Genomic DNA, 22,615 nt, shown 5'->3' on the forward strand with positions numbered 1-22,615 from the left:
CAAATTCACTCAAACAGTTTTTATTACAGGGTCAAAGCCACCAAAAAAGCCCACGTTTAACATCCTGTTTGTGTCATTACCATTATGAACCGAAGGTAACTATTTTCATGCCAGGGTTGGGTGTAAAAAACTCATGAATGTTTTTATTCTAATTTCGCGAAAAATTAAGATACTTCTAAGTAGTACCTTATTTTTCTTGATAACTTTCTGGTAATTTCTTTTGTGATTTTAATTTTGCGATAATTTTGGGCATTAATTCATCTTCCGTATGAGCTGCACATGGACGATTATTTACAATAGTAAATGTTTTCCGAAGTCCAGGTCCGCAATAAGATTGGCATTTAATATCTATCGTCGCATCTGGATCAATTTCTTTAAGCTTAGGAATTAATGTTTTTAAATTAACGGCCTGACATTCATCGCAAACACGAAATTCGTTTGCCATTTTGTCTACAACCCTTTCTATATCTCAATTTTAAGTCTATGTAATAGTGTAGCGTATTTTCTATCTTTCATTCAAGACATAATACTCATAAAGCGTTTACAAGTTTATGAATAAAAAATATAAAAACTGTCTAGGCTAATCCTATGAATCAAATAGGAGGTTTTAAATCAATGAAAACAAGACAAGATGCTTGGTTACCAGAAAATGATGAATTATTAGCAGAAGCTGTTTTACGCCATGTAAAAGAAGGAAGTACACAACTCACTGCTTTCGAAGAAGCTGGAGATGCACTAAACCGCACTGCTGCGGCTTGCGGCTTTCGCTGGAATGCAGTAGTACGAAAAAACTATGAGAAAGAACTAGCTTCTGCTAAAAAAGAGAGAAAGGAAAGAATGCGCATTTATGGTACTTCTGCTAGAAGAAGAACTGCTGGACTATATCTGCTGCCAAATGAAAAGCATAATGAAGTGACGCGTTCAATTCCACTTTCTGCAATGTCAATCGACCTTGTTATTGCATATCTAATGCGTTTACAACAAAGTGACTTCCATGATGAAGAAGTGACAAGATGGCGTCATCTAGCAAATATAGCAAATGAAAAAGCTTCACAATTAGAAAAAGAAGTACTGCGATTAGAAAAAGAGCATCGTAATATGAAAAAAGATTACGACCAATTTATGCAAGTGATGAACCGCGCAAGACGTTTAATGACTCTAGGCACAGAAGATGAACATATCGCACCTGTATTTACGATGGAGCGAAATGGTAATCTCGTTAAAAAAGAAGATTCTTCAGTAGGTGTCGAAGAATAGTATTTAAAAAGCCTGATTGTTATTGTTGAAAAATAGCAATCAGGCTTTTTCTAAATTTCCCAGGAAATCGACAGAATAGGAAATTAAATTATAAATGTCTTTAACGTTTTGACAACATCGATTGATTTCTGTCGAGAACTCTCTTCAAATAGAATGTATACAATTCCATTTCATCTTCTTGTAATGTTCCCATTTTCACTTCATCACTTAAAGTAACTAGCAAACTCTGCAAGTCTATAGTTGTTTGTTGTACAGTCAATGTTTCATCTACTAATTCGTTTAAAGAAGCCATTACTTCTGGTTTAATATCTGGATATTTAAACTTTGTTTCTGCTCCTTGCAAACTAATGTCATAGAAATCACGGACAAGCTTTGCTCTTTCGACTCCGCTTCCTTCAATACATAGATAAATTTGTACAGCAATCCCTTGACGTAAACGGCGTTGGGAAATCCCTGCAAATTTCTTACCATTAATACTTAAATCATAGGAGCCTGGGCAATAAGAACCCACAATTTCATATACTTCTATCTTATCTGCAACTTTTGGAAATAACCTTTTGATCAGCGAAACCATAATATCATAGCCAGTATTAATATCTATTTTTTCCTCTTTCTCAGATAAAACCATTGAAATATTCAATACACCTGGATCTAATACAACAGCCAAGCCACCTGAATTTCGAACGATTGGTTTAAATCCTCTATCTTTTAATAATGCCATTCCTTCCTGAACATGTGGCAAGCGATGATCTTGAATCCCAAGTACAACCGATTGATCGTGTACCCACGTCCGAATTGTTGCTGGGGATAAACCTTGTCCAACTAATTGGCATAGTGTATCATCGGCAGCAAATGATTCTAATGGTGAACGTCCTTTACCACTAACCGATTGATCCCAAAAACGCCATACTGATTGTTGTAAATAATCTTTCATAGTCAATTCTCCCGAAATTGTTTTATATACCCTATAAGCATACATGATTTTAACGAATAACTCATGTCAAAATGGTGAAACCGAAGCGTTCTACATAGACCTCTCAAGCATTTATGTTAAAATTAACGTGAATAATTCTCAATAAGAAGGAGTGTCCACGATTATGATCGAAGCAGCACAAACACTAGATGGTTGGTACGTATTACATGATTTCCGTTCAATTGACTGGGCTTCATGGAAATTAGTTTCCGAAGAAGAACGTAAAGCAGCCGTTGATGAATTCATCAACTATCTAGAAAAAATTAACGAAGCAGATATTGCTAAAACAGGTAGCCATGCTTTCTACTCTATCTTAGGTCAAAAAGCAGACTTCGTGTTAATGACATTACGCGAAACAATGGAAGAACTACAAGATCTTGAAAACGAATTCAACAAATTAGCAATAGCTGATTTTACAATTCCAACTTACTCATATGTATCTGTAGTTGAACTTTCTAACTACTTAGCAAGCAAAAAAGCTGGAGATGAACCAGCTGAAGATCCATATCAAAATCCTCATGTACGTGCACGTTTATACCCTGAGCTTCCACGTTGGGAACATATTTGTTTCTATCCAATGGACAAACGTCGTCAAAAAGGCGCTAACTGGTACATGATGGAGATGGATGCACGTCGCGAATTAATGCGTTCTCACGGTTTAATCGGTCGTAGTTATGCTGGTAAAGTTAAACAAATTATTTCTGGTTCTATCGGTTTTGATGACCATGAATGGGGCGTTACATTATTTGCTCATGATGTTCTTGAATTTAAAAAACTTATTTACGAAATGCGCTTTGATGAAGTTTCAGCTCGTTATGCAGACTTCGGCGAATTCTTCGTTGGTAACATCATGGATAATGATAAATTAGTTAAGTACTTAGCTGTAAAATAAAAAAATTCCCGCTCTTTCTAGAATAAGAAGAGCGGGTTTTTTTAATATGCGAAACGGTTATCCAATTCCGATAGTTTTTCAATTATTTTTTCTTCTCGCAACGAATCGTTTTCAATATTTTCATCTGCGTAATGTGACAGTAAGGGATGTTTTCCAATCATTACACTATGTTGGGCATTTTCGAACATACTGATATCATTAGCATCATTGCCAAATGCAATATACTTTCCTTTTTGAACGCCTAATTGTTGAAGGGCATTCCACTTATGAATACCACAAGGAGTAATCTCTAATATCCCCTCTTGGTGATGAGTTTGGATAATTACGTCTAATTTATCTAGCTTTTTTCTTAGCCCCATCATATTAAAAGAAGTTAGAATAGCAATTTTCACAACATGCTCTAATTTTCCTATTGGTTTATTTACAGCAAGCTTTTTTGTATCAAAATTAGTTAAAATTGGATGATCAGCCGGACCTGTATAAGAATAATCCCAATCACCTTCAATTAAATAGGTAGCGTGATATTCTTCCATTAAATGTTTTATCTTTTCTAAAGTAATATCATCAAACCCAGCGTTTTGTTTTATATTCCCATTTACACATAATAGAGAACCATTTCCTCCAACCATTTTATAGCCATGGAATCTTTTATGTAGAATTGGCAATATATCACGAATTGGGCGTGCAGATGCAAATATAACTTCATGTCCTTTTTCCGTTAACAGTTCGAGACTGTTTAATATAGATTCAGTAACTTGCTTTCCTTCAAAACAAATCGTACCATCTAAATCAAAAACAAATTGCATATAAACACTTCTTTCTGTTTTTTTACATAATCATCTTAATACTTTACTTAAAAGTATACGATTGTATTGATTACATACGAAGGATGTGGCATGTATAAGATTATTTCCCTCCTTCCAATAATTTTATACAAATTTTCTGGTTCTTATTTTACCCAACTGTCATATATAAAGAAGAGGAGGTTATATAATGCCTGTTTTAGAGTAATGTCCAAAGAGCTTGATTTACTGCTCTAGTTATGTAGGTTACAGGTGATTATCCTACAAACTTTTATAGGCATCTAAAGACTGACATTATAAAGCACATGTTTTTTGTCTCCATCAGTAGATGATTGTCCACAAGTATAATATTCTGAAAGGAAGATGAAATGGTTCAATATTATTGGACACCAAATTATTCTGGCGGTACGCAATATCCTAGTGGTGCAGCCTTTCCTAGTGGCACCCCTCAACCTACTGCAGGTACGCCTGGAACAACAAACGTTTTTCCACAAAGAGAACAGTCCTATATCGAGAATATTCTCCGTTTAAATCGAGGAAAGCCTGGAAACTTTCACTTTTCTTTTGAACATGCGGTTGCTCCACAAGGAAATACCCTTAATATAAGAGGTGTTGTGGAAGCTGCAGGTCGAGATCATGTTATTTTACGTGAACTTAATACAAATCATCGATTCTTGATGCCTATGATTTACTTCGATTATGCAGAATTTGATGAGCAAATGAATTACTTCAATCAAAATCCATAGGCGTAAAAATGCCATATGCTATAAGCATATGGCATTTTTAGTTTTTAGAACTCAAGCTGCTTTTCGTCCGGCTTCGCTTTTATTTATCCAGCTCTGCCGGCTTGACCCTCGTGTCATTTCGGTCCCTCGGTCGAAAGTTGTAAAAATACTTTCGATTCGGGCCCTCCAATGCGCGTCGGGCCAGTTCGAGCCGGCTTCGCTTTTATAGTTTTGATGCAGTTAAGATTACCATTAGCCATGAGATTAGGAATAGGACGCCTCCAATTGGCGTAATGGCACCTAGAATTTTTATTTGAGTGATTGCTAGAACATATAGGCTTCCTGAGAAGATTATGACCCCTATGAACATAATAATTCCTGCGCGTGATAGCATTGTGGTTGGTCCTAGAATACCTTTACTAATTAAAATACCAATTACGATTAAACCAATTGCATGGAACATTTGATATTGTACAGCCGTATCCCATATTGCTGCATAATGTTCTGTTAATACATCTTTTAATGCATGTGCACCAAAGGCACCAAAAGCAACTGCTAGAAGTGCATATACTGCACCTGCTATAATATTAAATTTCATCGTTGTACATTCCTTTCTAAAAGTCAAAAATTGAATCACCATTTGCATCGTCTTCTTGTAACTTGTTAACCATCAACGATGGGGAAACTTGTCCGGAAGTTTGCTGTGGTGATGGATTTACATTTGTCATCATCTTAGGAAAACTAGGACTAGATGGAAGTTTTGTCCCTTCCCTATGTAAAGCTACATCACATAATGCGCGAATGGCAGAAAGCTCCTCACGTATTTGTGCATCTGAAGTAGTAGATTGCGCTTGTGTTATATGCTTTGCTATTTCAGTGACAATTACTTCATAAGAAATCATTGTACTTTTCCCCCTGCTTTTTGCTCAAACTTTAAACAATCCAAGCCTGACGATTTTTTTACTACAATTGAAGGAATCGCTTTACTTTTGAATTGATAGGCACGACATCCTCTAGGATTGTGCTGATCCCAAGTGACAAAAAAGTGTTTACATTTAAAACAACTCTGTTGCATCTTGCGTCCCCTCTTCACTTGACTTTAAGAATGATTCGCCAAATTGAAAGTTTAAAAGACACTTTCGATCTGGTCCCTCTTTTAGTATCACTTTACCATGTTTATAGTTTTTGGTGTAGTGTGATTACTTATACTGTCATAGACTTTTCATCTATTTTGTTAAATCAAAGTCAATCGGTTCCATCCCCCATGCCACTAGTTGATTGTTGATTTTCGAATATGGGCGACTGCCAAAGAATCCTCTATAGGCACTCAAAGGACTTGGATGAGGTGCTTTAATAATAGCATGACGTGTCGTATCAATTAGTCGTTCTTTTTGTTGTGCTGGTCTTCCCCATAATACAAAGACAATAGGTTCGTTTCGTTGTGATAACTTTTGAATGACTGTGTCTGTAAACTGCTCCCATCCATGAGCTTTATGTGAATGAGCTTGATGAGCACGGACGGTAAGCACTGTATTTAATAATAATACTCCTTGTTGAGCCCATTTGATCAACGTACCGTCTCTTGGAATATCATATCCGAGATCGTCATGTAGCTCCTTGAACATATTTTGTAAACTTGGTGGATGTGGTACACCGGGTTTAACTGAAAAACTCATTCCATGTGCTTGACCTGGTCCATGATAAGGATCTTGCCCTAAAATCACAACTTTTACTTTGGCATAAGGTGTATAACGAAAGGCACTCCACATATCTTCCATAGGTGGATAAACTGTTTTCGTAAAATATTCTTGCTTTAAAAACTCGCGTAATTGTAGATAATATGGTTTTTCAAACTCTGCTCCTAATACATCTTGCCAATCATTATCAAAAATAATCTTCGACATTTTTCTACTCCTTAAACTTCACTGTGACATGGTACCCAACTAAAGAGAACATTTCAGCTACTGATTTCTTAGCATTTCTTTCAGCAGTCTTCAGTACTCCCTGTGTCGTTGCCTCTTCAATCATCTGTTTTTTTGCAGCAGCGGCTAAATCATATGCTTCTGAAATATCCGGTTTACTTCGGAATAGTCCTTCACTTGAAAACACTTGTACTTTATCAAAGTCAATCTCTGGTTCACCTAATATTTCTGCTGAAGGTAATGTAATTGTAGCTGTCTTTTTCTTTTCATTAATCTCAATGCTTTTCCCCGATACATTTGAAAAATTGACTCCAGCCTTTACTCCCCCAGGAATAACGACAAGTAATTGTCTTTTGGTACCAGGTAAATCTATACCGATTTCCTTTCCAAATAGTTCGTTATTTTCACGTTCAATCATGACCTTTGTATAAGCTTCTGCAGTTGTTAATTCATTGAGGTTTTGAATACGCTCTACCAAAGCCCCCTTTTGTTCTGCAAAACTATTTCCTTGAATAAGTTTCCAAGTAGCAAAGGGTAAGATTAATACTGATAAGACTATTATGATTGCTGCCCACACATACCAATTTTTCAATAGGTGGATTAGTATCCTACTTTTAAAACGTACGCGAGAGCCTGATGCAACTTCCATAATCGTGGCTGCTTGTTGTTCACCCATATGAAAATCCTTTAGCACTTTTTCTAGCTCTTTGTTTGTTCTCATAGGCTTTCCTCTTTTCTTACCTTTATTATATCTTTCTATTAATATACTTTCTGTTATTGTAGCTAGAAAGTAGACTATTTGTCGAAATGTTAGGTTTCTCAAAAATGTTTCTTTTTTTTCCAAAATTCATTTACGATACTACTAAGGGAATGAACAGATTTTTTTGTAAATCCAACATGGTTTTAGTAAGACTGTTTAAATTTAATCTTACAATACATATCTTTATTGAATTCTACTGGAGGAATTTTAGATGAATTTTCAATGGAAAGAAAGACTTAAAAAAGTTGCAGATGTGACGACAAATGCAAAATATGTACCTGATAAAGTGAAGTCTATTGGGGTGCTGTTCTTTTATGTATTTGTTTTGATCATTGTGTTTGTTTTATTGTTTTTTGTCATTGGTTTATGCCAACAAAATCATTATATTGCGGCTATCATAGTTGCTATTATTAGTTGCAGTGGGATTTTCCTTTTGTGGAAAATCATTAGCGCTGATTCACTGGACAATGAGAAATATTAAATTGGCAACTCACTTATCTTCAATAAGTAAGAATAAAACTGACCACATCAAATTTATGATTTTTGACTATTTTCTTCTACTCAGTTTAGTCCCTATAATAAAGAATAATAGATATACACAATATCCCGCTTATGAAAATGCGCAGGAAGGACAAACTATAACAACTGTTGTCCGAAAAATTTGATAACTATTTAAAGGAGTCCTCATTATGTCATTGAAAAAAACGTTAACAATTGCTGGTTCTGATGCATCAGGTGGTGCTGGTTTAGAAGCAGATTTAAAAACATTCCAAGAACACGGCACATATGGTATGGCTGCAGTGACTGTCATTGCAACAATGGATCCGGATAATAATTGGTCTCATGGAGTTTACACATTACCAATAGATGTCTTAAAAGCACAATTAAAAACTACTTTTTCAACAGGTATCGATGCACTTAAAACAGGTATGTTATCAACAGAAGAAGTGATTAAAACTTCTGGTGAAGCGATTAAAACTTCTGGTGTACAAAATGTTGTGATTGATCCAGTTATGGTATGTAAAGGTGAAGATGAAGTATTGAACCCTGGTAATGTCGATGCAATGATCACATACTTACTTCCTCTTGCTTTAGTAACAACTCCAAACCTATTTGAAGCAGGTCAATTAGCAGGTATGAAAACCCCAAAAAACATTGATGAAATGAAAGAAGCAGCTGAAAAAATTCATGCTCTTGGTGCGAAAAATATTGTCATCAAAGGTGGTCGATCAATCGATCCAACTAAAGCATTCGATTTATACTACGATGGTGAAAAACACTATTTACTAGAAACACCTAAAATCGATACTAGCTATAACCATGGCGCAGGTTGTACTTTTGCTGCCGCAGTTACAGCTAACCTAGCAAATGGACTTGATGTAAAAGCAGCAGTTATTGAAGCAAAAGAATTTGTTGCTGCTGCAATTACTCATGGTTGGAAATTGAACAAATTTGTAGGTCCTGTTATGCATGGTGCTAAAGGCGTTTATGGCGCACCAGAAATTACAGTAACTGAGATTTAATAGAATAAAACTAACGAAAAGAGCTTCCATTCCATTTTAAGGTTGGAAACTCTTTTACTTTATGATTGAACAAATTTCAATTATGCTTTTTTAATACCACTTTTTCAACTGAATTTTTCTTCTTCCCCATAAGTATATGGTGCTTAACAATAATCCGGCAGACATCAAAATTCCTGTTACTGCTGTCACCAAACATATCCATTCATATATTGAATAGTGTAAGATTTTTGACCACTTATAGCCATTATCCCATTCATTTACAACAAGGTTCATACCGAAAATTCCAGAAATAACTGAGAACATCGTTAAAATAAATAATAATTGGTTTTGTCTCTGGTCTGATGTTTTTTCTTGATTGACATATAGTGCATCCAATGTTTTTGCAACATCTCCAAATAACTCATCGATTTTGAATATACTGCGTAATCTTTTTGCCATTTCTCTACTAGACGAACGACTGCTAACTTCTTGAAAATAGAATTTAGATGAAAATATTGTTATTTGCTTCATCAACTTTTCTATATACACTTCATCTGTTCTCCAAGAAAGCTCGCTATATCTAAAGGATAATTCTAATAATGTTAGTTTATAAAAATAATGTAACAACACATTATAATAATGAATGCCCATAAATCGAGCTCTAGCTTTTCTCCGCAATACTTCATCAGCTTGCTTAAAAACAATCGTTGTTTGCACATGCTCTGTTGTAATGTCGCATAACTTCGGCATATATCGGTTGTTAATCTTCGTTTGTAGATACTCTTTCATATGTTCCTTGTTACCTGAAGAGATATAAGGAAGACCATTTTCTGTAAAGCCATCTAATTGGCTTACCCGGTAAATTTGTTCGATTGATAATTCATCTTCATCTATCTCGATATATGACGAGACCAGCATTCTTTCATCTTCAAAAAAAGGTAAACTACCATAGTAACCGTTACGAATTTCATCATGAATAATATACGGTTGAATTTCTGGACAAAGATACATCATAAAAAGATCATTTACAGTATGAAAAGTATAAGACGAAACAAAAAGCCTGACACCCTTTTCATCCAAAGCTTTCGGTTCTAATATACGGAAGTGATGCATAAAATCCAATGTTTCAGACAGCGAATAATTATCTTGTAATTCAACCCGTACTGTGGCAAATCCTACACCAAATGGACAAAGTATTACGTCTACGCTTAATATTTGAAAATGATAGTGGCGATCATGGATGACCATTTCACCTTTTTTAGGAATAGCTTTTGAAAAGCGATGAAAAGCATGTTCATCGACGCTACTAGGAAATAGTCTGCGTTCTATGTATGGCAAAAAATTTTGATTGAGTGCGATATTCGAAATTTTAATATCTCCATAATAGGCAGATTCCTGAGTTTCGTCTTGCAAATCAAAAAATTTAAAGCCTTTTGCCAACAATTCTTCTGCCAACTTCTTATTATCTTTCTCAACAAATAAAAAAGGCATCATAGACGTCATCCATACTCTTGAAGTTTTACTTTCTTTATCTACACTTGGTAATGTGAAATTCACCCTACTCGCCTCCTTGACCTAGTATCCCCAAAGTTACTTTTTTTATAAACATAGGGAAAACAAAGCCTTTTAACGAGTTTTTTCTTTTAATAAAATCATTTTTTCTTTTAGTTGTTGCTGATTCCACGCAACAACATCTTCGGGAATATCCTTACGATTAGATAACTTCCTATCTAAAGATTTTGTAACAACAGAAGCTCTTGAATATCCTTCGATCATAGCAGCGATAGATAAAATCACTAATGCGAAGCAAATTGCTGGACCTAATGGTAACCAAGGTGCACCTTGCAAGTAGCCGAAAGTTGAACCAAATAACCCCGCCCATTCAAAAGATATGGACATCGGTGGATCGCCGAACATTGGGCTGTAATTTACCTTTGTCCCACCCAAAAATAAATCTAACAAACCCAAATGTGCAAAAACTATTAGTGTCTCCAAAATTTGTTGACCATATAAAACAAATAGTTTTTCTCGCAATTGAGGAAATAAGTGTTTTCGAATAATGCGAAACTTACTTGCCCCAAGTGTTCTAGATGCTAAAATATATTCCTTTTCGTATAATATGGCAGCCTCATTACTAATTAGCGAAGCAACTATTGGTACAGTCAACATAGCTAATATTACGACTTCAATGATAATTCTCTCCAGTAAAGAGTTACTAAAACCGTCTTGTGGCATCCACAGTACAGGCATTAAAATTATAGCGTCTAAATAATAAGTAAAAGTAAATAAAAATGTATGACTTTGTACACCTTCTATTAAAATTGGTAATCCACTTATCAAAATAATCCCTATAATAGCGCAGATCAGTTGTAATAGACGATTAGAAAAATCCTTCATTTTTTACACCTCCAAAAACAAAAATTAAAAATAATCAGATAATTTTAATGATAGCATATGTTAATTCAGTTTTATGAACAATTTCTTACGAAAAGCCCTATAGGGTAAGGACCTTTTTTAAAAAGCTATATTATAAAAATGCTTAGCAATCGCATTTACTTTAATAATTCTCTATACTATAGAGTAGATTCTATCTTCTGGAAGGAGCATTTTGATGGAAATAGTAGATACAAAAAAGCTGCAAGAACTTCTGAATTCCTTTGCAAATAAAGATGTCTATATACATTTAGAAACTACAAATGGGGCGTATGCAAGTCACTTTGATGAAAAAGTATTTAATGCAGGTGCCTTTATACGCAACGTAAAATTGAGCTATGAATTAGGTAAAGTAACCCCTGATGCACCTCATCGTGTTGGTTTAAAACTGCATAATGATGGTTGGGTTTACGCACAAGGTATTACACACTATGAACTAGATGAATTGGGTCGCTTATTAATGGCTGGACATGGCTACGATGGCAAATTGGCCGTTGCTTTAGAAATTAGCGAAACACCATTCGCTTATTAAAAGGAGTTGAAAAAACATGCTACAACCTGAACGTCAAATTCTTGTCGTATTCCCACATCCAGATGATGAAGCATTCGGAGTATCTGGAACATTAGCGCAATATGCAAAAGCAGGCACACCGATTACATATGCTTGTCTTACTTTAGGTGAAATGGGTCGAAATCTTGGTAATCCTCCATTCACTACACGTGAAGGACTTCCACTTATTCGTAAAGAAGAGTTGAAAGCTTCATGTGATGCAATCGGTATTAAAGATTTACGTATGATGGGCTTACGTGATAAAACCGTTGAATTTGAAGATGACGAGAAAATGGTTCAAATGATGACGGATCTTATTGACGAATTAAACCCTTCACTAATCATTACCTTCTATCCAAACTATGCAGTTCATCCTGACCATGAAGCAACTGCAAGAGCAGTAGTCCGAGCAGTACGACGCATCCCTGAAGAAAATCGTCCACGTCTTTATGGTGTTGCTTTTGCAAACGATACTCTAGAAGGACTTGGCGAACCAGATATCGTGAATGATATTCAAGATGTCAAAGAAGCTAAATGGAATTCTATGCATGCGCATATTTCACAAACTGGTTGGATTTTACAAGAAGAAGCCAAACGAAAAAATGAAGGTGCAACAGAAGATGATAACTGGCTTGTCATTGAACGTATGTATTCTTATCGTTGGCATGAAGATTTTGAAGAGAAATTCTAGAATTAGAAGTCCCTTTTGAAGAGGCTATCCAAAGTATGCTTCTAAATACTTTGGTATAGCCTTTTTTTAATAATACGCCTCAATAATATATTTCAGATTGAAACTGGATATAAAATATTCAATGTCATTTTTGCTATAAGATTCCGTTGAAAGATCTTTACTCTCATCGTAATTTTGTAAAATTATTGTGTATTCCTTATTTGCCTATGTTCTTTTTAAATATCCATGACTCAAACAAAAATCTAGCATGAACTTTTTAGGACCTACGGATTCAAAATCAATTTCAATTGAGTCTAACGTAATGCTTGTAATTCTTCCAACTCCATATAAATGATGTTCTACTTCATGTCCTATACTTAAATCTGATTCATCTGTAATTGCATTTTCAGATATTACTTGATAACTTGGGCGTTTAGGTTGTTTCCTTGCTGTCGTTTGTTTCACATCTTCTGGCGCGATGATTCTACGGACATTTTGAACAAAGCGTGATTCTTTTACATGCACATCACTTCGAACATTGTAAGTTAGCAATTCTAAATGATGACGTGCTCGTGTCATCCCCACATAAAAGAGGCGTGTTGCTTCTTCCATTTCATCTGTATTTCCTAATTCGTACTCTTTAATATCCTCATGATTTGGTAGAATCCCCTCGATTAAATCAATCATATATACACTGTCATATTCCAATCCTTTTGAACTATGTAGTGTTGATAGAGTTACAACGTTTTGGCCTTTATACATTTTAGAAGTTCGCATTAGCTTTTCAATTTCTTTTAAGCGTCGGGCAAATGATTCTAGATCTGGACGTTCTTTAGCAATTTGCTCTAATGTATTTAAAACGTCGAATAAGTTATCCTCATTCATCCGCAAATGTTCAGCCATGTTTTTTAAGGACTTATCATATCCTAATTTTTGGCGAATCATTTGAATCGCTTCATAAGGTTCTTGTATTTGAAGTTTATGAATGGTTTGCTTTGCCCTTTTTAGCACTTGCTCTTGGTACGGGGCATGGACAATTTTTTGCAACCGGTCAAATGCTGATTCTTTACTAGCACTTCTTTGTAGTTGTTGAATTTGTCCTTTTTTAATATAGGCGCCAATTTTTGTATAAACCTTTTCCAAAATATCGACGCGCGAATCATTATAAGAAAGTCTCATAATATTTAAAATATCTTCTACAATCCAATGACGGAAAAACTTTAACTCAACATCTTTCATATAGAAGGGAATGCCTTCATCCATTAGCTTATTGCACAGTAAAATGGCTGAGTTATTGTTGCGATATAAAATAGCAACTTCTGATGGATGTTCTGCTTTTTGTATTTCACCAACAACATAATTAAGTTGTAAATCATAGCGTTTCAAATTATGAATTTCAATTGGTTCACCCGCTGGATTTTCTGTGAACATCTTCTTCGGATAACGATGCCGATTCCTTTTAATAAATTCGTTTGCAGTATCTACTATTTCTGACGTCGAGCGATAGTTTTGTGCCATCGTCACAGTCTTGGCATTTGGATAGATCTTTTTAAAATTGAGAAGCTTTCTTACATCTGCTCCCCGCCACATAAAAATCGACTGATCATCGTCTGCTACTACACAAATATTAAATTGTGGAGCAGCTAGAAGATAGACAATTTCATGTTGAATAACTGAGTTATCTTGGCTTTCATCCGTTAAAATATATTCAAATCGTTGTTGATACTTGTTTCGTAAGAACTCGTCTTCACTCAATGCTTTATAACAATAAGTTAACATATCATCAAAATCTAATAGCACTAATCCTGGATATTGGACCTTAAAAGCTTCGTACTGTTTATACATATCTACAAGCCCTGGCATCATCGTCTTTTTTTGAACAAGAGAATCTTCAGGAATCATTCTATTTTTGACAAAACTACAGTATGTTATTAGTTCATCCATTTCATCTTCAGAAGGAATTGTATTGCGTTTTTGTGCGAAGATATTCCGCAAAATTGTCTTTTTATCAAAATCATTGTTCAGATTTCCCTCAATAATTTCAAAGTTTTGGTGATGAATAGAGAAATACTCGCGTACAATTTGAAATGCAATACTATGAATTGTAGAAAAGTGAACACGTTCACGAATAACAGATGAGAAGAATTGATCAAACCTTGCAGCCATGTCTACGGCTGAAGCCTTACTAAAAGTGATGGCTAGAATTTTATGTGCAGGTACTTTTTTTACCAATAATAAATACCCTATTTTCATATTCAATGTTGTTGTTTTCCCTGACCCTGGGGATGCAAGTAGTAATAGCGGTCCTTTCGAATAACGTACAGCTTTTTGTTGTACTTCATTCAGACATACTCCTGTCAACTTTTGCATCTTCTCAAAAAAGTTCATACTGCACTAACCTTCCTCTTATTATGTTCTTTCTATTATAACGAAAATATCGTTCGTATAACCTTTTTCATCATTTTTGTAATTATTATATAAAATATTTAGAATTGACTTAAAATTTCGGATTTTTAGAGCTATAATTAGTTAAACTCTTTTGAATCTTACAGAAAGTGGGAGGTTTTAATGTGACTGTACAAGACAAAACTGTACAGGTGGAAAACGTACTAATCGCCTATCAATTTTTGAAGGATGTCGTCGTACATACACCTTTACAAAAGAATGAATATTTATCAGAAAAATATGAAAGTAATGTTTACTTAAAACGTGAAGATTTACAACATGTTCGCTCGTTTAAACTTCGCGGGGCCTACTATAAAATTAAAACAATCGAAGAACAAGCACGTGAAAAAGGTGTTGTTTGTGCAAGTGCAGGAAATCATGCACAAGGTGTAGCTTATGCTTGTGCACATTTAGGCATTTACGGGCATATTTTCATGCCAACAACCACACCAAAGCAAAAGATTGATCAAGTAAGGATGTTTGGTCGTGAATTCGTCGAAATTATTTTAGCTGGAGATACTTTCGATGATTCCGCGAAAAGTGCAATGGAGTTTTCTGATGCAGATGGTCATATTTTCATCCATCCATTCGATGATGCAGATATTATTGCCGGACAAGGTACAGTTGCTGTGGAAGTGATGAATGATATTGAAGAGCCACTTGATTTTGTATTTGCTAGTATTGGGGGCGGCGGACTAATCTCCGGAATCTCTGCGTACGTTAAAAATCTTTCACCACAATCCTCTATTATTGGTGTTGAACCTGCTGGTGCAGCAAGTATGAAAGAAGCTCTTGCTGAAGGTCATCCAGTCGAGTTACCTCATATTGATAAGTTCGTGGATGGAGCAGCTGTTCAATGTGTTGGAGAAAAAACATTTGAGATTTGTAAAAAGTATGTAGACGATATTGTTACAGTACCTGAGGGAAAAGATTGTACGACAATTTTAGATTTATATAATAAGCACGCAATTATTGCAGAGCCTGCTGGTGCTCTACCTGTTGCTGCACTCGATTATTATAAAGATCAAATTAAAGGCAAATCTGTTGTTTGTATCATTAGTGGCGGTAACAATGATATTAGTCGTATGCAAGAGATAAAAGAAAAATCACTTATTCATGAAGGATTATTATATTATTTCCTTGTTAGTTTTCCACAACGAGCTGGTGCACTTCGCCAATTCCTAACGGAAGTATTAGGACCAGAGGATGATATTACAACCTTTGAATATACAAAGAAAAATAATAAAGAAAGTGGTCCTGCACTAGTAGGCATCGAATTAAAAAATCCTGAAGATTATGCAGGATTACTCGATCGCATGAAGCATAATGGATTTTCTTTCAAAGAAGTAAACAATGATAGTACACTATTTGCATTATTAGTATAAGTATGTAGCTTAACTTTAAATAAAACAAATTGAAATCTTCCTACGTAACGTAACAAAACCTCCAAAGAAGCCATGATCTTTGGAGGTTTTACTGTATTGAATAGTTGTTATGAAATGCTGATACTTTACTTTTTTTATGATTTTCAAACTCATTTAGAAGCTGTTCATGCATCGTTTTAGCATTTTGTACGCTAACCCAAAATATATCAAAAGAGTAACCAGACACTGTCGGGTTCCATTTACTAAGGCGCTTTTGGATGTCTTTTCCATACTTTTCCGATGTAGAAATAACCGTTGATCTACCAATGCCAGGATGATTTATGCATTGTATATCTTCAATTTCATACCAATAGATTTTATGATGACTAAAATCTATCTTAACCCCTTCATCGTCCCAGCAAATCCCACGTTTCTTTATACGAGCAATCAAATAATAAAAGCCTAAAAATGAAAATGAAAAATAAACACATATTCCAACAAAAAGCATAACAAATTGACGCCATGTCCAACTAGTTAAATCCGGATTGTTAGCAATTTGAGCAATAGCACCAACAATTGTTAAAAAGCCTACGACTAATAATAAAAGTGTACTCCATAAATTTGGCAAAAATTTATTCATATGAATGCTCCTCGACTCTTGGTAGATTCGTTAATGGTAACTGAATTTATTCTATTATAACGGATATTTGTTTGCAGGACCTTTTTTGTTTATTAAACTTAATTTAATTATATCCTTTAGGCTATAATAATTCATTTTCTTAGGCGTATGAGTATGAGCGATTCGATTTAATATTAAGTTTTTTATTTAAAAGCATAAATTTCCTTTCTAGAAAGACGATTTTCGGGTGCACGGTTTCAATTTCAAACAAATCATGTAAAAAATAGAGAAAAAGGCGACTTTCCGTTCAAAGTAAAACAGAAAGTCACCGATATTTCTCCTTATTAAACACTTAATAGAGTTCGATCTGACACCATTTTCTCTCCACGTATACGTTGGAATTCGGCCATTAAATCATCGATTTGTAAATCTTTTTTCGCTGATGGTTCTACTTCTAAAATGATTTGTCCCTTATCCATCATAATTAGTCGATTTCCTAAGTCAATGGCTTGTTGCATATTATGCGTTACCATTAATGTAGTTAGGTTATCTTTTTCAACAAGTTGTTTAGTAAGATTCGTGATTAGTTCCGCTCTTGATGGATCAAGTGCCGCTGTATGTTCATCAAGCAAGAGAATATTAGGCTTAGTAAAAGTTGCCATTAATAGTGATAATGCTTGGCGTTCCCCACCTGATAAAAGACCGACCTTCGCATTTAAGCGATTTTCTAGATTTAAATGTAAGGTTGCTAAAGATTCTTTAAAAAATTCTCTACGTTTTTTATTTACACCAATACGTAGTGAACGTTTTTGATGACGCGAATACGCAATGGCAAGGTTCTCCTCGATTGTCATCGTTGGCGCTGTTCCTGCCATTGGATCTTGGAATACACGACCTATAAATTGTGAACGTTTATATTCTGGTAATCTTGTTACATCTTTACCATCAATTTTTATATGCCCAAAGTCAGGAAGTAAAGCTCCGGAAATCATGTTCATCATTGTTGACTTTCCAGCACCGTTACTACCAATAACCGTGACAAAATCCCCTTCTTTTAAGTCTAGAGTAATATTATCTAGAGCTACTTTTTCATCGGGCGTTGCTTCATTGAAGATTTTGTTGATTCCTTTTAGGTTAAGCAATTGTCTTCGCCTCCCGTCTTTCTGCTAAAGCACGTTCTGCACGACGTTTTGCTTTTCGAACCTTGTCTTTCCGTTTTTTTCGAAGCGTTGGTACTACTAATGCTATGACAACTATAATTGCTGTGATTAACTTCATATCTCCTGTATCTAAAAACTCTACTTGTAATGCTAATGCAAGAACAATTCGATAAATAATCGCACCGAAAATGACAGCAAATGTTGTACGAACGATTGTCTTTGTTCCGAAAATGGCTTCCCCAATAATAACAGAAGCTAAACCAATAACGATCATGCCGATTCCCATTCCAACATCAGCAAATTTACCATATTGTGCAATTAGAGCGCCTGATAGTGCAACCAGTCCATTGGATAAACCTAACCCTAAAATCACTAGTGTATCTGTATTTGCAGAGAAACTACGAATCATCTTGTCGTTATCTCCTGTTGCACGAATTGCTAAACCCACTTCTGTTTTTAAGAACCAGTCGAAGGTAAACTTAATCGCAAATGTCAAAACGAACATGATAAAAATTGTGCCCCATGTATTCGGAACATGTTCTACACCTAAGCTTAGTAACATGTTGTTTAAAGCAGTATCTATTCCAAGCTTTTCCCAAAATCCAAAAAATAGAGTAAAAAGTGAATCTGAGTTTGCGAGTGGAATATTCGGGCGTCCAACAGCTGTATCTATAGTCAATCCCATAATTCGCAAGTTAATGGAGTATAAAGCAATCATCATTAATATCCCTGATAGTAGTGGATTGATTTTTGCTTTAGTGTGTAGGAGGCCTGTAATTGAACCGGCAACAAAGCCAGCTAATGTTGCACATAATGTGGAAATAATCGGATTGTATCCTAGTGTAATCATTGTTGCTGCGGTTGCGGCACCTGTTACAAAACTGCCGTCTACTGTTAAATCAGGAAAATCTAACACTCGGAATGTTAGATACACTCCGAGTGCCATAATAGCGTAGATGATCCCTTGCTCCACTGAGCCAAAAATTGCTGTAAACACATGAATCATCTCCAATCTATTTAACTACTTCTGCTTTCCATTCTTCTTTAATGTCTACGCCAATTTTATCTGCTGTTGTTTTGTTAATTTCCAACTTTAAGTTTGCAGGGTATGCTACAGGAATATCTGCTGGCTTTTTACCATCCTTTAGAATTTCTACAGCTTTTTGTCCAGCTTCATAACCAATATCATAATAACTGAAACCGTATGCTCCAAGACCACCGCGTGCTACTGAATCTAATTCCCCTACCATGACAGGAATTTTCTTGTCATTTGCTACATCTAATACAGATTCAAGAGCTGATACTACTGTGTTATCAGTAATAATGTAAATTGCATCAACTTTACTAACTAGTGATTCTGTCGCTTGTTTTACCTCCGCTGATGTAGATGCAGATGCTTCTACTATTGTAATTCCAGCATTTTTTGCTTCCTTTTTCACTCTATCAACTTGTACTCGTGAATTTTGTTCACCAGAGTTAAATACCATTCCTACTTTTTTAGCCCCTAATTGTTCGGATAAGAACTTCACAGTATCTGGAATTGCTTCAGGATGTGTATCTACCGTTCCTGTTACGTTACCACCTGGTTTTTCCATTGATTTAACTAATTCTGCCCCTACTGCATCTGTTACTGATGTGAACACAATTGGGATATCAGATGTTGCTGCTGCTACAGCTTGAGCACTTGGTGTTGAATTTGCAAAGATCAAATCCGCTCCGCTGCCTACTAAATTATTAGCTGCTGTTGTATTAACACTTTGATCGCCTTGCGCAATTTCTGTTTGATACTCAACTTTTAAACCAGCATCTTTTAGTGCTGCTTTAAATCCTTTTGTAGCTTCGTTTAATGATGGATGCTCCACTATTTGTGTTATACCAACTTTATATGTTTTGCTATCTGCCCCTGCATTTGAATCTTCTTTGTTAGATGATGAATCATTTTTGCTACCACATGCTGCTAAGGCTAAAACGACTATAGCTGTTATTAAAAGTAATACATACTTTTTTGTTTTCTTCATATAGCAATCCCCCTATTTTTCTTCTATATAATAAAGAATTATTGTAATATTACAGAATGCTCTTACAATAGTCAATAATATTTAGAATATTTGAAAACTTTAAGACGCTAAACTTTAGCGCTTCAACCCGTTGAATCATTGGCGTATAAGGAGTTCCAGAGTCCTCCTTTAATTTGTGTCTAATTTGTGAATTTTTTAATGTACTCAATAGCCTATTTAATCACTCTTTTAATTAATGAAAGTTTGACATTCTATTTTCATAGATTTAGAATTGATTTTTGGTTGATTAAAAGTAACGTGGTTCGAGACCATCCCACGTAAAAAAACTAGGGGGAACTTAATAATGAAGACAAAATCTTTAGCAGTTAGCGCAATTATTGCCGCTCTTTACGTTGCGGTTTCAATGCTTATTGCGCCCTTTGGCTTTACAAATGTACAATTTCGCATATCAGAAATGTTCAATCATCTTGTTGTTTTTAACAAAAAATATATGATTGGCATTGTACTTGGTGTAGTTGTCACTAATCTTTTCTCACCACTTGGAACGTATGATTTAGTATTTGGTGTAGGACAATCGATTCTAGCACTTAGCATTACTATTTTTTCGGCTCGCTTTATCAAAGGCCAACTATCTCGCATGATTTTCAATACAATTGTGTTCACGATTACAATGTTCATCATTGCAATTGAGTTGAATCTTGCGTTAAATCTACCATTCCTATTTACATGGTTGACAGTAGCTGTTGGTGAATTTGTTGTAATGGCTGTCGGAATTCCCGTTATATCAGCACTTAATAAGCGCATTCACTTTGGTCGATTAATAGATTAGTATTTTATAAAAAAGAGCAATTTCCTGTCAGGTTGACATAGGAAATTGCTCTTTTGTAATTTTATAATTTTAGACTTTTTAAATCTTCTCGAAGTTTTGCTTTTAGGAATTTCCCAACAGATGTCTTAGGGATTTCCTTTAAGAAAACTACATGATCTGGTACCCACCATTTTGCAAATTGTCCTTCTAAATAGGTAAGTAATTGTTCTTTTGTCGTTGTTCTTCCTTCTTTTAGAACGATACATGCTAACGGCCTTTCTTGCCATTTTTCATCTGGTATCGCAATAACGGCTGCTTCAAACACATCTTCATGTGTCATTAAAGCGTTTTCAAGATCTACCGAGGAAATCCATTCTCCCCCACTCTTAATCAGATCTTTTACACGATCAGTTATTTTAATATAACCTTCAGGTGTCATGACTGCGATGTCTCCTGTATATAACCAACCGTCTTTAAATGCTTCTGCTGTTCTTTCGTCACGATAGTATTCGTCGGCAATCCATGGTCCCCTGATTGTTAACTCACCCATCGTCTTTCCGTCCCAAGGCACTTCACCAGTCTCATTTACAACACGAGTTTCGATCAAAGATACTGTTAAACCTTGTGTTGCACGAATGTCTAATTTTTCTTCTTTTGACCATTGCTCCATTTCAGTAGTATAGGTAGATAAACTAACTATCGGTGAAGTTTCTGTCATACCATAGCCTACGATAAATGGTACGTTATACTTTTCTTCAAAGGCTTTGATCAAACCTTTCGGTGAAGCTGATCCACCACTTATAATGGTACGTAAAGAAGAAATATCTCTAGGATTCCCTTCTAATTCTTTTAAAACCCCTAGCCAAATTGTTGGTACGCCGGCTGTTAATGTCACTTTTTCTTGTTCTATCAAATCTAATAATAATGCTGGCGTGAACATTGGGCCTGGTAATACTTGAGTTGTTCCAAAATTAACTGCAGCAAAAGGCATTCCCCATGCATTTACATGGAACATTGGAACAACTGGCATAGCCACATCACTTTCGCGAATCCCAAGTGAATCTGCTAAACCAAGTGCTATACTGTGAAGTACTAAACTACGATGCGTATAAACAACGCCCTTAGGAAATCCTGTAGTTGCACTTGTATAGCACATCCCAGCTGGCATATTTTCATCTAAGTCCTCTGGGAATTCGTAATCCTCTCCCGCATCGGCTAGTAATTGTTCGTATGAATGAACATTCTCTAGCGTTGTTTCAGGTAGTTCTAATCCATCTTGCATGACGACAATATGTTTTACTGACTTTAACATTGGAATTGCCTTTTCTACCAATGGAAATAGATCCCCATCAATTAATAGAATCTCATCTTCTGCATGATTGATAATATAAATAATATGTTCTGGTGAGAGACGGATATTAATCATGTGAAGAACTGCTCCTGCACAAGGAACCGCAAAATATGCTTCTAAATGTCGATGATGATTCCATGCAAAAGAACCAACCTTTGTGCCCCTCTTCATGCCTAATTTCGTTAAAGCTTTTGCTAACTTTCTAGTACGTTGTCCAAACTCCTTGTAAGTTATACGATGAATCGTATTTTCTGCCGTTCTTGAAATAATGAGTTTCTTTGGAAAATAACGCTCTGCCCTCTTTACGAAATCTGTTAATACTAACGGTGCTTGCATCATGTTAAATCATCTCCTTTGTAAAAA

Annotated in this window: 25 protein-coding genes and 1 riboswitch; of the genes, 9 read left to right on the forward strand and 16 right to left on the reverse strand. The window is 35.3% G+C overall.

Annotated elements, in window-relative coordinates; genetic code table 11:
• Positions 1 to 187: 187 nt before the first annotated feature.
• On the reverse strand, positions 188 to 445 hold the full coding sequence (locus CW357_RS07140; protein ID WP_119414045.1) for a YuzB family protein: 258 nt from the start codon (positions 443 to 445) through the stop codon (positions 188 to 190).
• A gap of 170 nt (positions 446 to 615) precedes the next feature.
• Between CW357_RS07140 and CW357_RS07145 the strand changes: the two genes are divergently transcribed.
• The gene (locus tag CW357_RS07145) at positions 616 to 1,257 is read left to right on the forward strand and encodes an RsfA family transcriptional regulator (protein WP_124217695.1); all 642 of its coding nucleotides are present in this window, start codon (positions 616 to 618) and stop codon (positions 1,255 to 1,257) included.
• Positions 1,258 to 1,357: 100 nt separating this feature from the next.
• Here CW357_RS07145 and CW357_RS07150 read toward each other — a convergent pair whose 3' ends face one another.
• Positions 1,358 to 2,191, reverse strand: coding sequence for an octanoyl-[GcvH]:protein N-octanoyltransferase (locus CW357_RS07150; protein WP_124217696.1), 834 nt, complete (start codon positions 2,189 to 2,191; stop codon positions 1,358 to 1,360).
• Positions 2,192 to 2,354: 163 nt separating this feature from the next.
• On the opposite strand from CW357_RS07150, the gene hemQ reads away from it, so the two are divergent.
• The gene (gene hemQ / locus CW357_RS07155) at positions 2,355 to 3,122 is read left to right on the forward strand and encodes a hydrogen peroxide-dependent heme synthase (protein WP_119414042.1); all 768 of its coding nucleotides are present in this window, start codon (positions 2,355 to 2,357) and stop codon (positions 3,120 to 3,122) included.
• Between the two features lie 41 nt (positions 3,123 to 3,163).
• Here hemQ and CW357_RS07160 read toward each other — a convergent pair whose 3' ends face one another.
• Entirely contained in the window at positions 3,164 to 3,928 is a 765-nt protein-coding gene (locus CW357_RS07160; RefSeq protein WP_119414041.1) for an HAD-IIB family hydrolase, read from the reverse strand.
• Between the two features lie 365 nt (positions 3,929 to 4,293).
• Here CW357_RS07160 and gerQ point away from each other — a divergent pair, with 365 nt between their 5' ends.
• Positions 4,294 to 4,671, forward strand: coding sequence for a spore coat protein GerQ (gene gerQ / locus CW357_RS07165; RefSeq protein ID WP_119414040.1), 378 nt, complete (start codon positions 4,294 to 4,296; stop codon positions 4,669 to 4,671).
• A 202-nt stretch (positions 4,672 to 4,873) separates the two neighbouring features.
• Here the strand turns inward: gerQ and CW357_RS07170 are convergent, their stop codons facing one another.
• The 5 genes from CW357_RS07170 to CW357_RS07190 all read right to left on the reverse strand — a co-directional run bounded on the left by CW357_RS07170 (position 4,874) and on the right by CW357_RS07190 (position 7,293).
• Entirely contained in the window at positions 4,874 to 5,248 is a 375-nt protein-coding gene (locus CW357_RS07170; protein WP_119414063.1) for a DUF423 domain-containing protein, read from the reverse strand.
• A 16-nt stretch (positions 5,249 to 5,264) separates the two neighbouring features.
• Entirely contained in the window at positions 5,265 to 5,552 is a 288-nt protein-coding gene (locus CW357_RS07175) for a YwdI family protein (protein WP_119414039.1), read from the reverse strand.
• Positions 5,549 to 5,725 carry a uracil-DNA glycosylase gene (locus CW357_RS07180; RefSeq protein ID WP_124217697.1) on the reverse strand — a complete coding sequence of 59 codons (177 nt, stop codon included), beginning with the start codon at positions 5,723 to 5,725 and terminating at the stop codon, positions 5,549 to 5,551. Before CW357_RS07180 ends, CW357_RS07175 begins: the two co-directional genes overlap by 4 nt.
• 151 nt (positions 5,726 to 5,876) lie before the next feature.
• Positions 5,877 to 6,554 carry a uracil-DNA glycosylase gene (locus tag CW357_RS07185; protein ID WP_119414038.1) on the reverse strand — a complete coding sequence of 226 codons (678 nt, stop codon included), beginning with the start codon at positions 6,552 to 6,554 and terminating at the stop codon, positions 5,877 to 5,879.
• A 4-nt stretch (positions 6,555 to 6,558) separates the two neighbouring features.
• Complete coding sequence (locus tag CW357_RS07190) at positions 6,559 to 7,293, reverse strand: DUF4230 domain-containing protein (protein WP_124217698.1); 735 nt, start codon at positions 7,291 to 7,293, stop codon at positions 6,559 to 6,561.
• Positions 7,294 to 7,543: 250 nt separating this feature from the next.
• Here CW357_RS07190 and CW357_RS07195 point away from each other — a divergent pair, with 250 nt between their 5' ends.
• Both CW357_RS07195 and thiD read left to right on the forward strand, forming a co-directional pair.
• Entirely contained in the window at positions 7,544 to 7,813 is a 270-nt protein-coding gene (locus tag CW357_RS07195) for a hypothetical protein (protein WP_124217699.1), read from the forward strand.
• Positions 7,814 to 8,021: 208 nt separating this feature from the next.
• On the forward strand, positions 8,022 to 8,855 hold the full coding sequence (gene thiD / locus CW357_RS07200; RefSeq protein ID WP_124217700.1) for a bifunctional hydroxymethylpyrimidine kinase/phosphomethylpyrimidine kinase: 834 nt from the start codon (positions 8,022 to 8,024) through the stop codon (positions 8,853 to 8,855).
• 90 nt (positions 8,856 to 8,945) lie between these two features.
• Here thiD and CW357_RS07205 read toward each other — a convergent pair whose 3' ends face one another.
• Positions 8,946 to 10,391, reverse strand: a complete 1,446-nt coding sequence (locus CW357_RS07205) for a magnesium transporter CorA family protein (RefSeq protein WP_119414034.1) — start codon at positions 10,389 to 10,391, stop codon at positions 8,946 to 8,948.
• A gap of 69 nt (positions 10,392 to 10,460) precedes the next feature.
• Positions 10,461 to 11,231, reverse strand: a complete 771-nt coding sequence (locus tag CW357_RS07210) for an ABC transporter permease subunit (protein ID WP_119414033.1) — start codon at positions 11,229 to 11,231, stop codon at positions 10,461 to 10,463.
• A 214-nt stretch (positions 11,232 to 11,445) separates the two neighbouring features.
• Here CW357_RS07210 and CW357_RS07215 point away from each other — a divergent pair, with 214 nt between their 5' ends.
• The gene (locus CW357_RS07215) at positions 11,446 to 11,799 is read left to right on the forward strand and encodes a YojF family protein (RefSeq protein ID WP_119414032.1); all 354 of its coding nucleotides are present in this window, start codon (positions 11,446 to 11,448) and stop codon (positions 11,797 to 11,799) included.
• Positions 11,800 to 11,815: 16 nt separating this feature from the next.
• Positions 11,816 to 12,508 (forward strand): bacillithiol biosynthesis deacetylase BshB2, encoded by a 693-nt coding sequence (gene bshB2, locus CW357_RS07220; RefSeq protein WP_119414031.1) that lies wholly within the window; start codon positions 11,816 to 11,818, stop codon positions 12,506 to 12,508.
• 204 nt (positions 12,509 to 12,712) lie between these two features.
• On the opposite strand, the gene CW357_RS07225 is transcribed toward bshB2, so the two are convergent.
• Positions 12,713 to 14,875, reverse strand: a complete 2,163-nt coding sequence (locus tag CW357_RS07225) for an ATP-dependent helicase (RefSeq protein WP_119414030.1) — start codon at positions 14,873 to 14,875, stop codon at positions 12,713 to 12,715.
• A 182-nt stretch (positions 14,876 to 15,057) separates the two neighbouring features.
• Between CW357_RS07225 and ilvA the strand changes: the two genes are divergently transcribed.
• Positions 15,058 to 16,317 (forward strand): threonine ammonia-lyase IlvA, encoded by a 1,260-nt coding sequence (gene ilvA / locus CW357_RS07230; RefSeq protein ID WP_119414029.1) that lies wholly within the window; start codon positions 15,058 to 15,060, stop codon positions 16,315 to 16,317.
• A gap of 88 nt (positions 16,318 to 16,405) precedes the next feature.
• Here ilvA and CW357_RS07235 read toward each other — a convergent pair whose 3' ends face one another.
• The 4 genes from CW357_RS07235 to CW357_RS07250 form a co-directional block, all read right to left on the reverse strand.
• Entirely contained in the window at positions 16,406 to 16,936 is a 531-nt protein-coding gene (locus CW357_RS07235) for a hypothetical protein (RefSeq protein ID WP_119414028.1), read from the reverse strand.
• 323 nt (positions 16,937 to 17,259) lie between these two features.
• Positions 17,260 to 18,057 carry an ABC transporter ATP-binding protein gene (locus tag CW357_RS07240; RefSeq protein ID WP_119414027.1) on the reverse strand — a complete coding sequence of 266 codons (798 nt, stop codon included), beginning with the start codon at positions 18,055 to 18,057 and terminating at the stop codon, positions 17,260 to 17,262.
• A complete protein-coding gene (locus CW357_RS07245; protein WP_119414026.1) occupies positions 18,050 to 19,072 on the reverse strand; it encodes an ABC transporter permease in 1,023 nt (340 codons plus the stop codon). Before CW357_RS07245 ends, CW357_RS07240 begins: the two co-directional genes overlap by 8 nt.
• A 16-nt stretch (positions 19,073 to 19,088) precedes the next feature.
• Entirely contained in the window at positions 19,089 to 20,093 is a 1,005-nt protein-coding gene (locus tag CW357_RS07250) for an ABC transporter substrate-binding protein (protein ID WP_119414025.1), read from the reverse strand.
• Positions 20,094 to 20,384: 291 nt separating this feature from the next.
• A riboswitch (PreQ1 riboswitch) is annotated at positions 20,385 to 20,429 on the forward strand.
• Positions 20,430 to 20,436: 7 nt separating this feature from the next.
• On the opposite strand from CW357_RS07250, the gene CW357_RS07255 reads away from it, so the two are divergent.
• Positions 20,437 to 20,922, forward strand: a complete 486-nt coding sequence (locus CW357_RS07255) for a QueT transporter family protein (protein ID WP_119414024.1) — start codon at positions 20,437 to 20,439, stop codon at positions 20,920 to 20,922.
• A gap of 61 nt (positions 20,923 to 20,983) precedes the next feature.
• On the opposite strand, the gene CW357_RS07260 is transcribed toward CW357_RS07255, so the two are convergent.
• Complete coding sequence (locus tag CW357_RS07260) at positions 20,984 to 22,591, reverse strand: long-chain fatty acid--CoA ligase (protein WP_119414023.1); 1,608 nt, start codon at positions 22,589 to 22,591, stop codon at positions 20,984 to 20,986.
• Positions 22,592 to 22,615: the final 24 nt, after the last annotated feature.

Source organism: Rummeliibacillus sp. TYF005, from assembly GCF_003844195.1.
Taxonomy (GTDB): domain Bacteria; phylum Bacillota; class Bacilli; order Bacillales_A; family Planococcaceae; genus Rummeliibacillus.

Excerpts from the sequence above, each read along its gene's own strand:
- CW357_RS07140 (WP_119414045.1), bottom strand. The coding sequence starts at position 445 with ATGGCAAACGAATTTCGTGTTTGCGATGAATGTCAGGCCGTTAATTTA.
- CW357_RS07145 (WP_124217695.1), top strand. The coding sequence starts at position 616 with ATGAAAACAAGACAAGATGCTTGGTTACCAGAAAATGATGAATTATTA.
- CW357_RS07150 (WP_124217696.1), bottom strand. The coding sequence starts at position 2,191 with ATGAAAGATTATTTACAACAATCAGTATGGCGTTTTTGGGATCAATCG.
- hemQ (WP_119414042.1), top strand. The coding sequence starts at position 2,355 with ATGATCGAAGCAGCACAAACACTAGATGGTTGGTACGTATTACATGAT.
- CW357_RS07160 (WP_119414041.1), bottom strand. The coding sequence starts at position 3,928 with ATGCAATTTGTTTTTGATTTAGATGGTACGATTTGTTTTGAAGGAAAG.
- gerQ (WP_119414040.1), top strand. The coding sequence starts at position 4,294 with ATGGTTCAATATTATTGGACACCAAATTATTCTGGCGGTACGCAATAT.
- CW357_RS07170 (WP_119414063.1), bottom strand. The coding sequence starts at position 5,248 with ATGAAATTTAATATTATAGCAGGTGCAGTATATGCACTTCTAGCAGTT.
- CW357_RS07175 (WP_119414039.1), bottom strand. The coding sequence starts at position 5,552 with ATGATTTCTTATGAAGTAATTGTCACTGAAATAGCAAAGCATATAACA.
- CW357_RS07180 (WP_124217697.1), bottom strand. The coding sequence starts at position 5,725 with ATGCAACAGAGTTGTTTTAAATGTAAACACTTTTTTGTCACTTGGGAT.
- CW357_RS07185 (WP_119414038.1), bottom strand. The coding sequence starts at position 6,554 with ATGTCGAAGATTATTTTTGATAATGATTGGCAAGATGTATTAGGAGCA.
- CW357_RS07190 (WP_124217698.1), bottom strand. The coding sequence starts at position 7,293 with ATGAGAACAAACAAAGAGCTAGAAAAAGTGCTAAAGGATTTTCATATG.
- CW357_RS07195 (WP_124217699.1), top strand. The coding sequence starts at position 7,544 with ATGAATTTTCAATGGAAAGAAAGACTTAAAAAAGTTGCAGATGTGACG.
- thiD (WP_124217700.1), top strand. The coding sequence starts at position 8,022 with ATGTCATTGAAAAAAACGTTAACAATTGCTGGTTCTGATGCATCAGGT.
- CW357_RS07210 (WP_119414033.1), bottom strand. The coding sequence starts at position 11,231 with ATGAAGGATTTTTCTAATCGTCTATTACAACTGATCTGCGCTATTATA.
- CW357_RS07215 (WP_119414032.1), top strand. The coding sequence starts at position 11,446 with ATGGAAATAGTAGATACAAAAAAGCTGCAAGAACTTCTGAATTCCTTT.
- bshB2 (WP_119414031.1), top strand. The coding sequence starts at position 11,816 with ATGCTACAACCTGAACGTCAAATTCTTGTCGTATTCCCACATCCAGAT.
- CW357_RS07225 (WP_119414030.1), bottom strand. The coding sequence starts at position 14,875 with ATGAACTTTTTTGAGAAGATGCAAAAGTTGACAGGAGTATGTCTGAAT.
- CW357_RS07235 (WP_119414028.1), bottom strand. The coding sequence starts at position 16,936 with ATGAATAAATTTTTGCCAAATTTATGGAGTACACTTTTATTATTAGTC.
- CW357_RS07250 (WP_119414025.1), bottom strand. The coding sequence starts at position 20,093 with ATGAAGAAAACAAAAAAGTATGTATTACTTTTAATAACAGCTATAGTC.
- CW357_RS07255 (WP_119414024.1), top strand. The coding sequence starts at position 20,437 with ATGAAGACAAAATCTTTAGCAGTTAGCGCAATTATTGCCGCTCTTTAC.
- CW357_RS07260 (WP_119414023.1), bottom strand. The coding sequence starts at position 22,591 with ATGATGCAAGCACCGTTAGTATTAACAGATTTCGTAAAGAGGGCAGAG.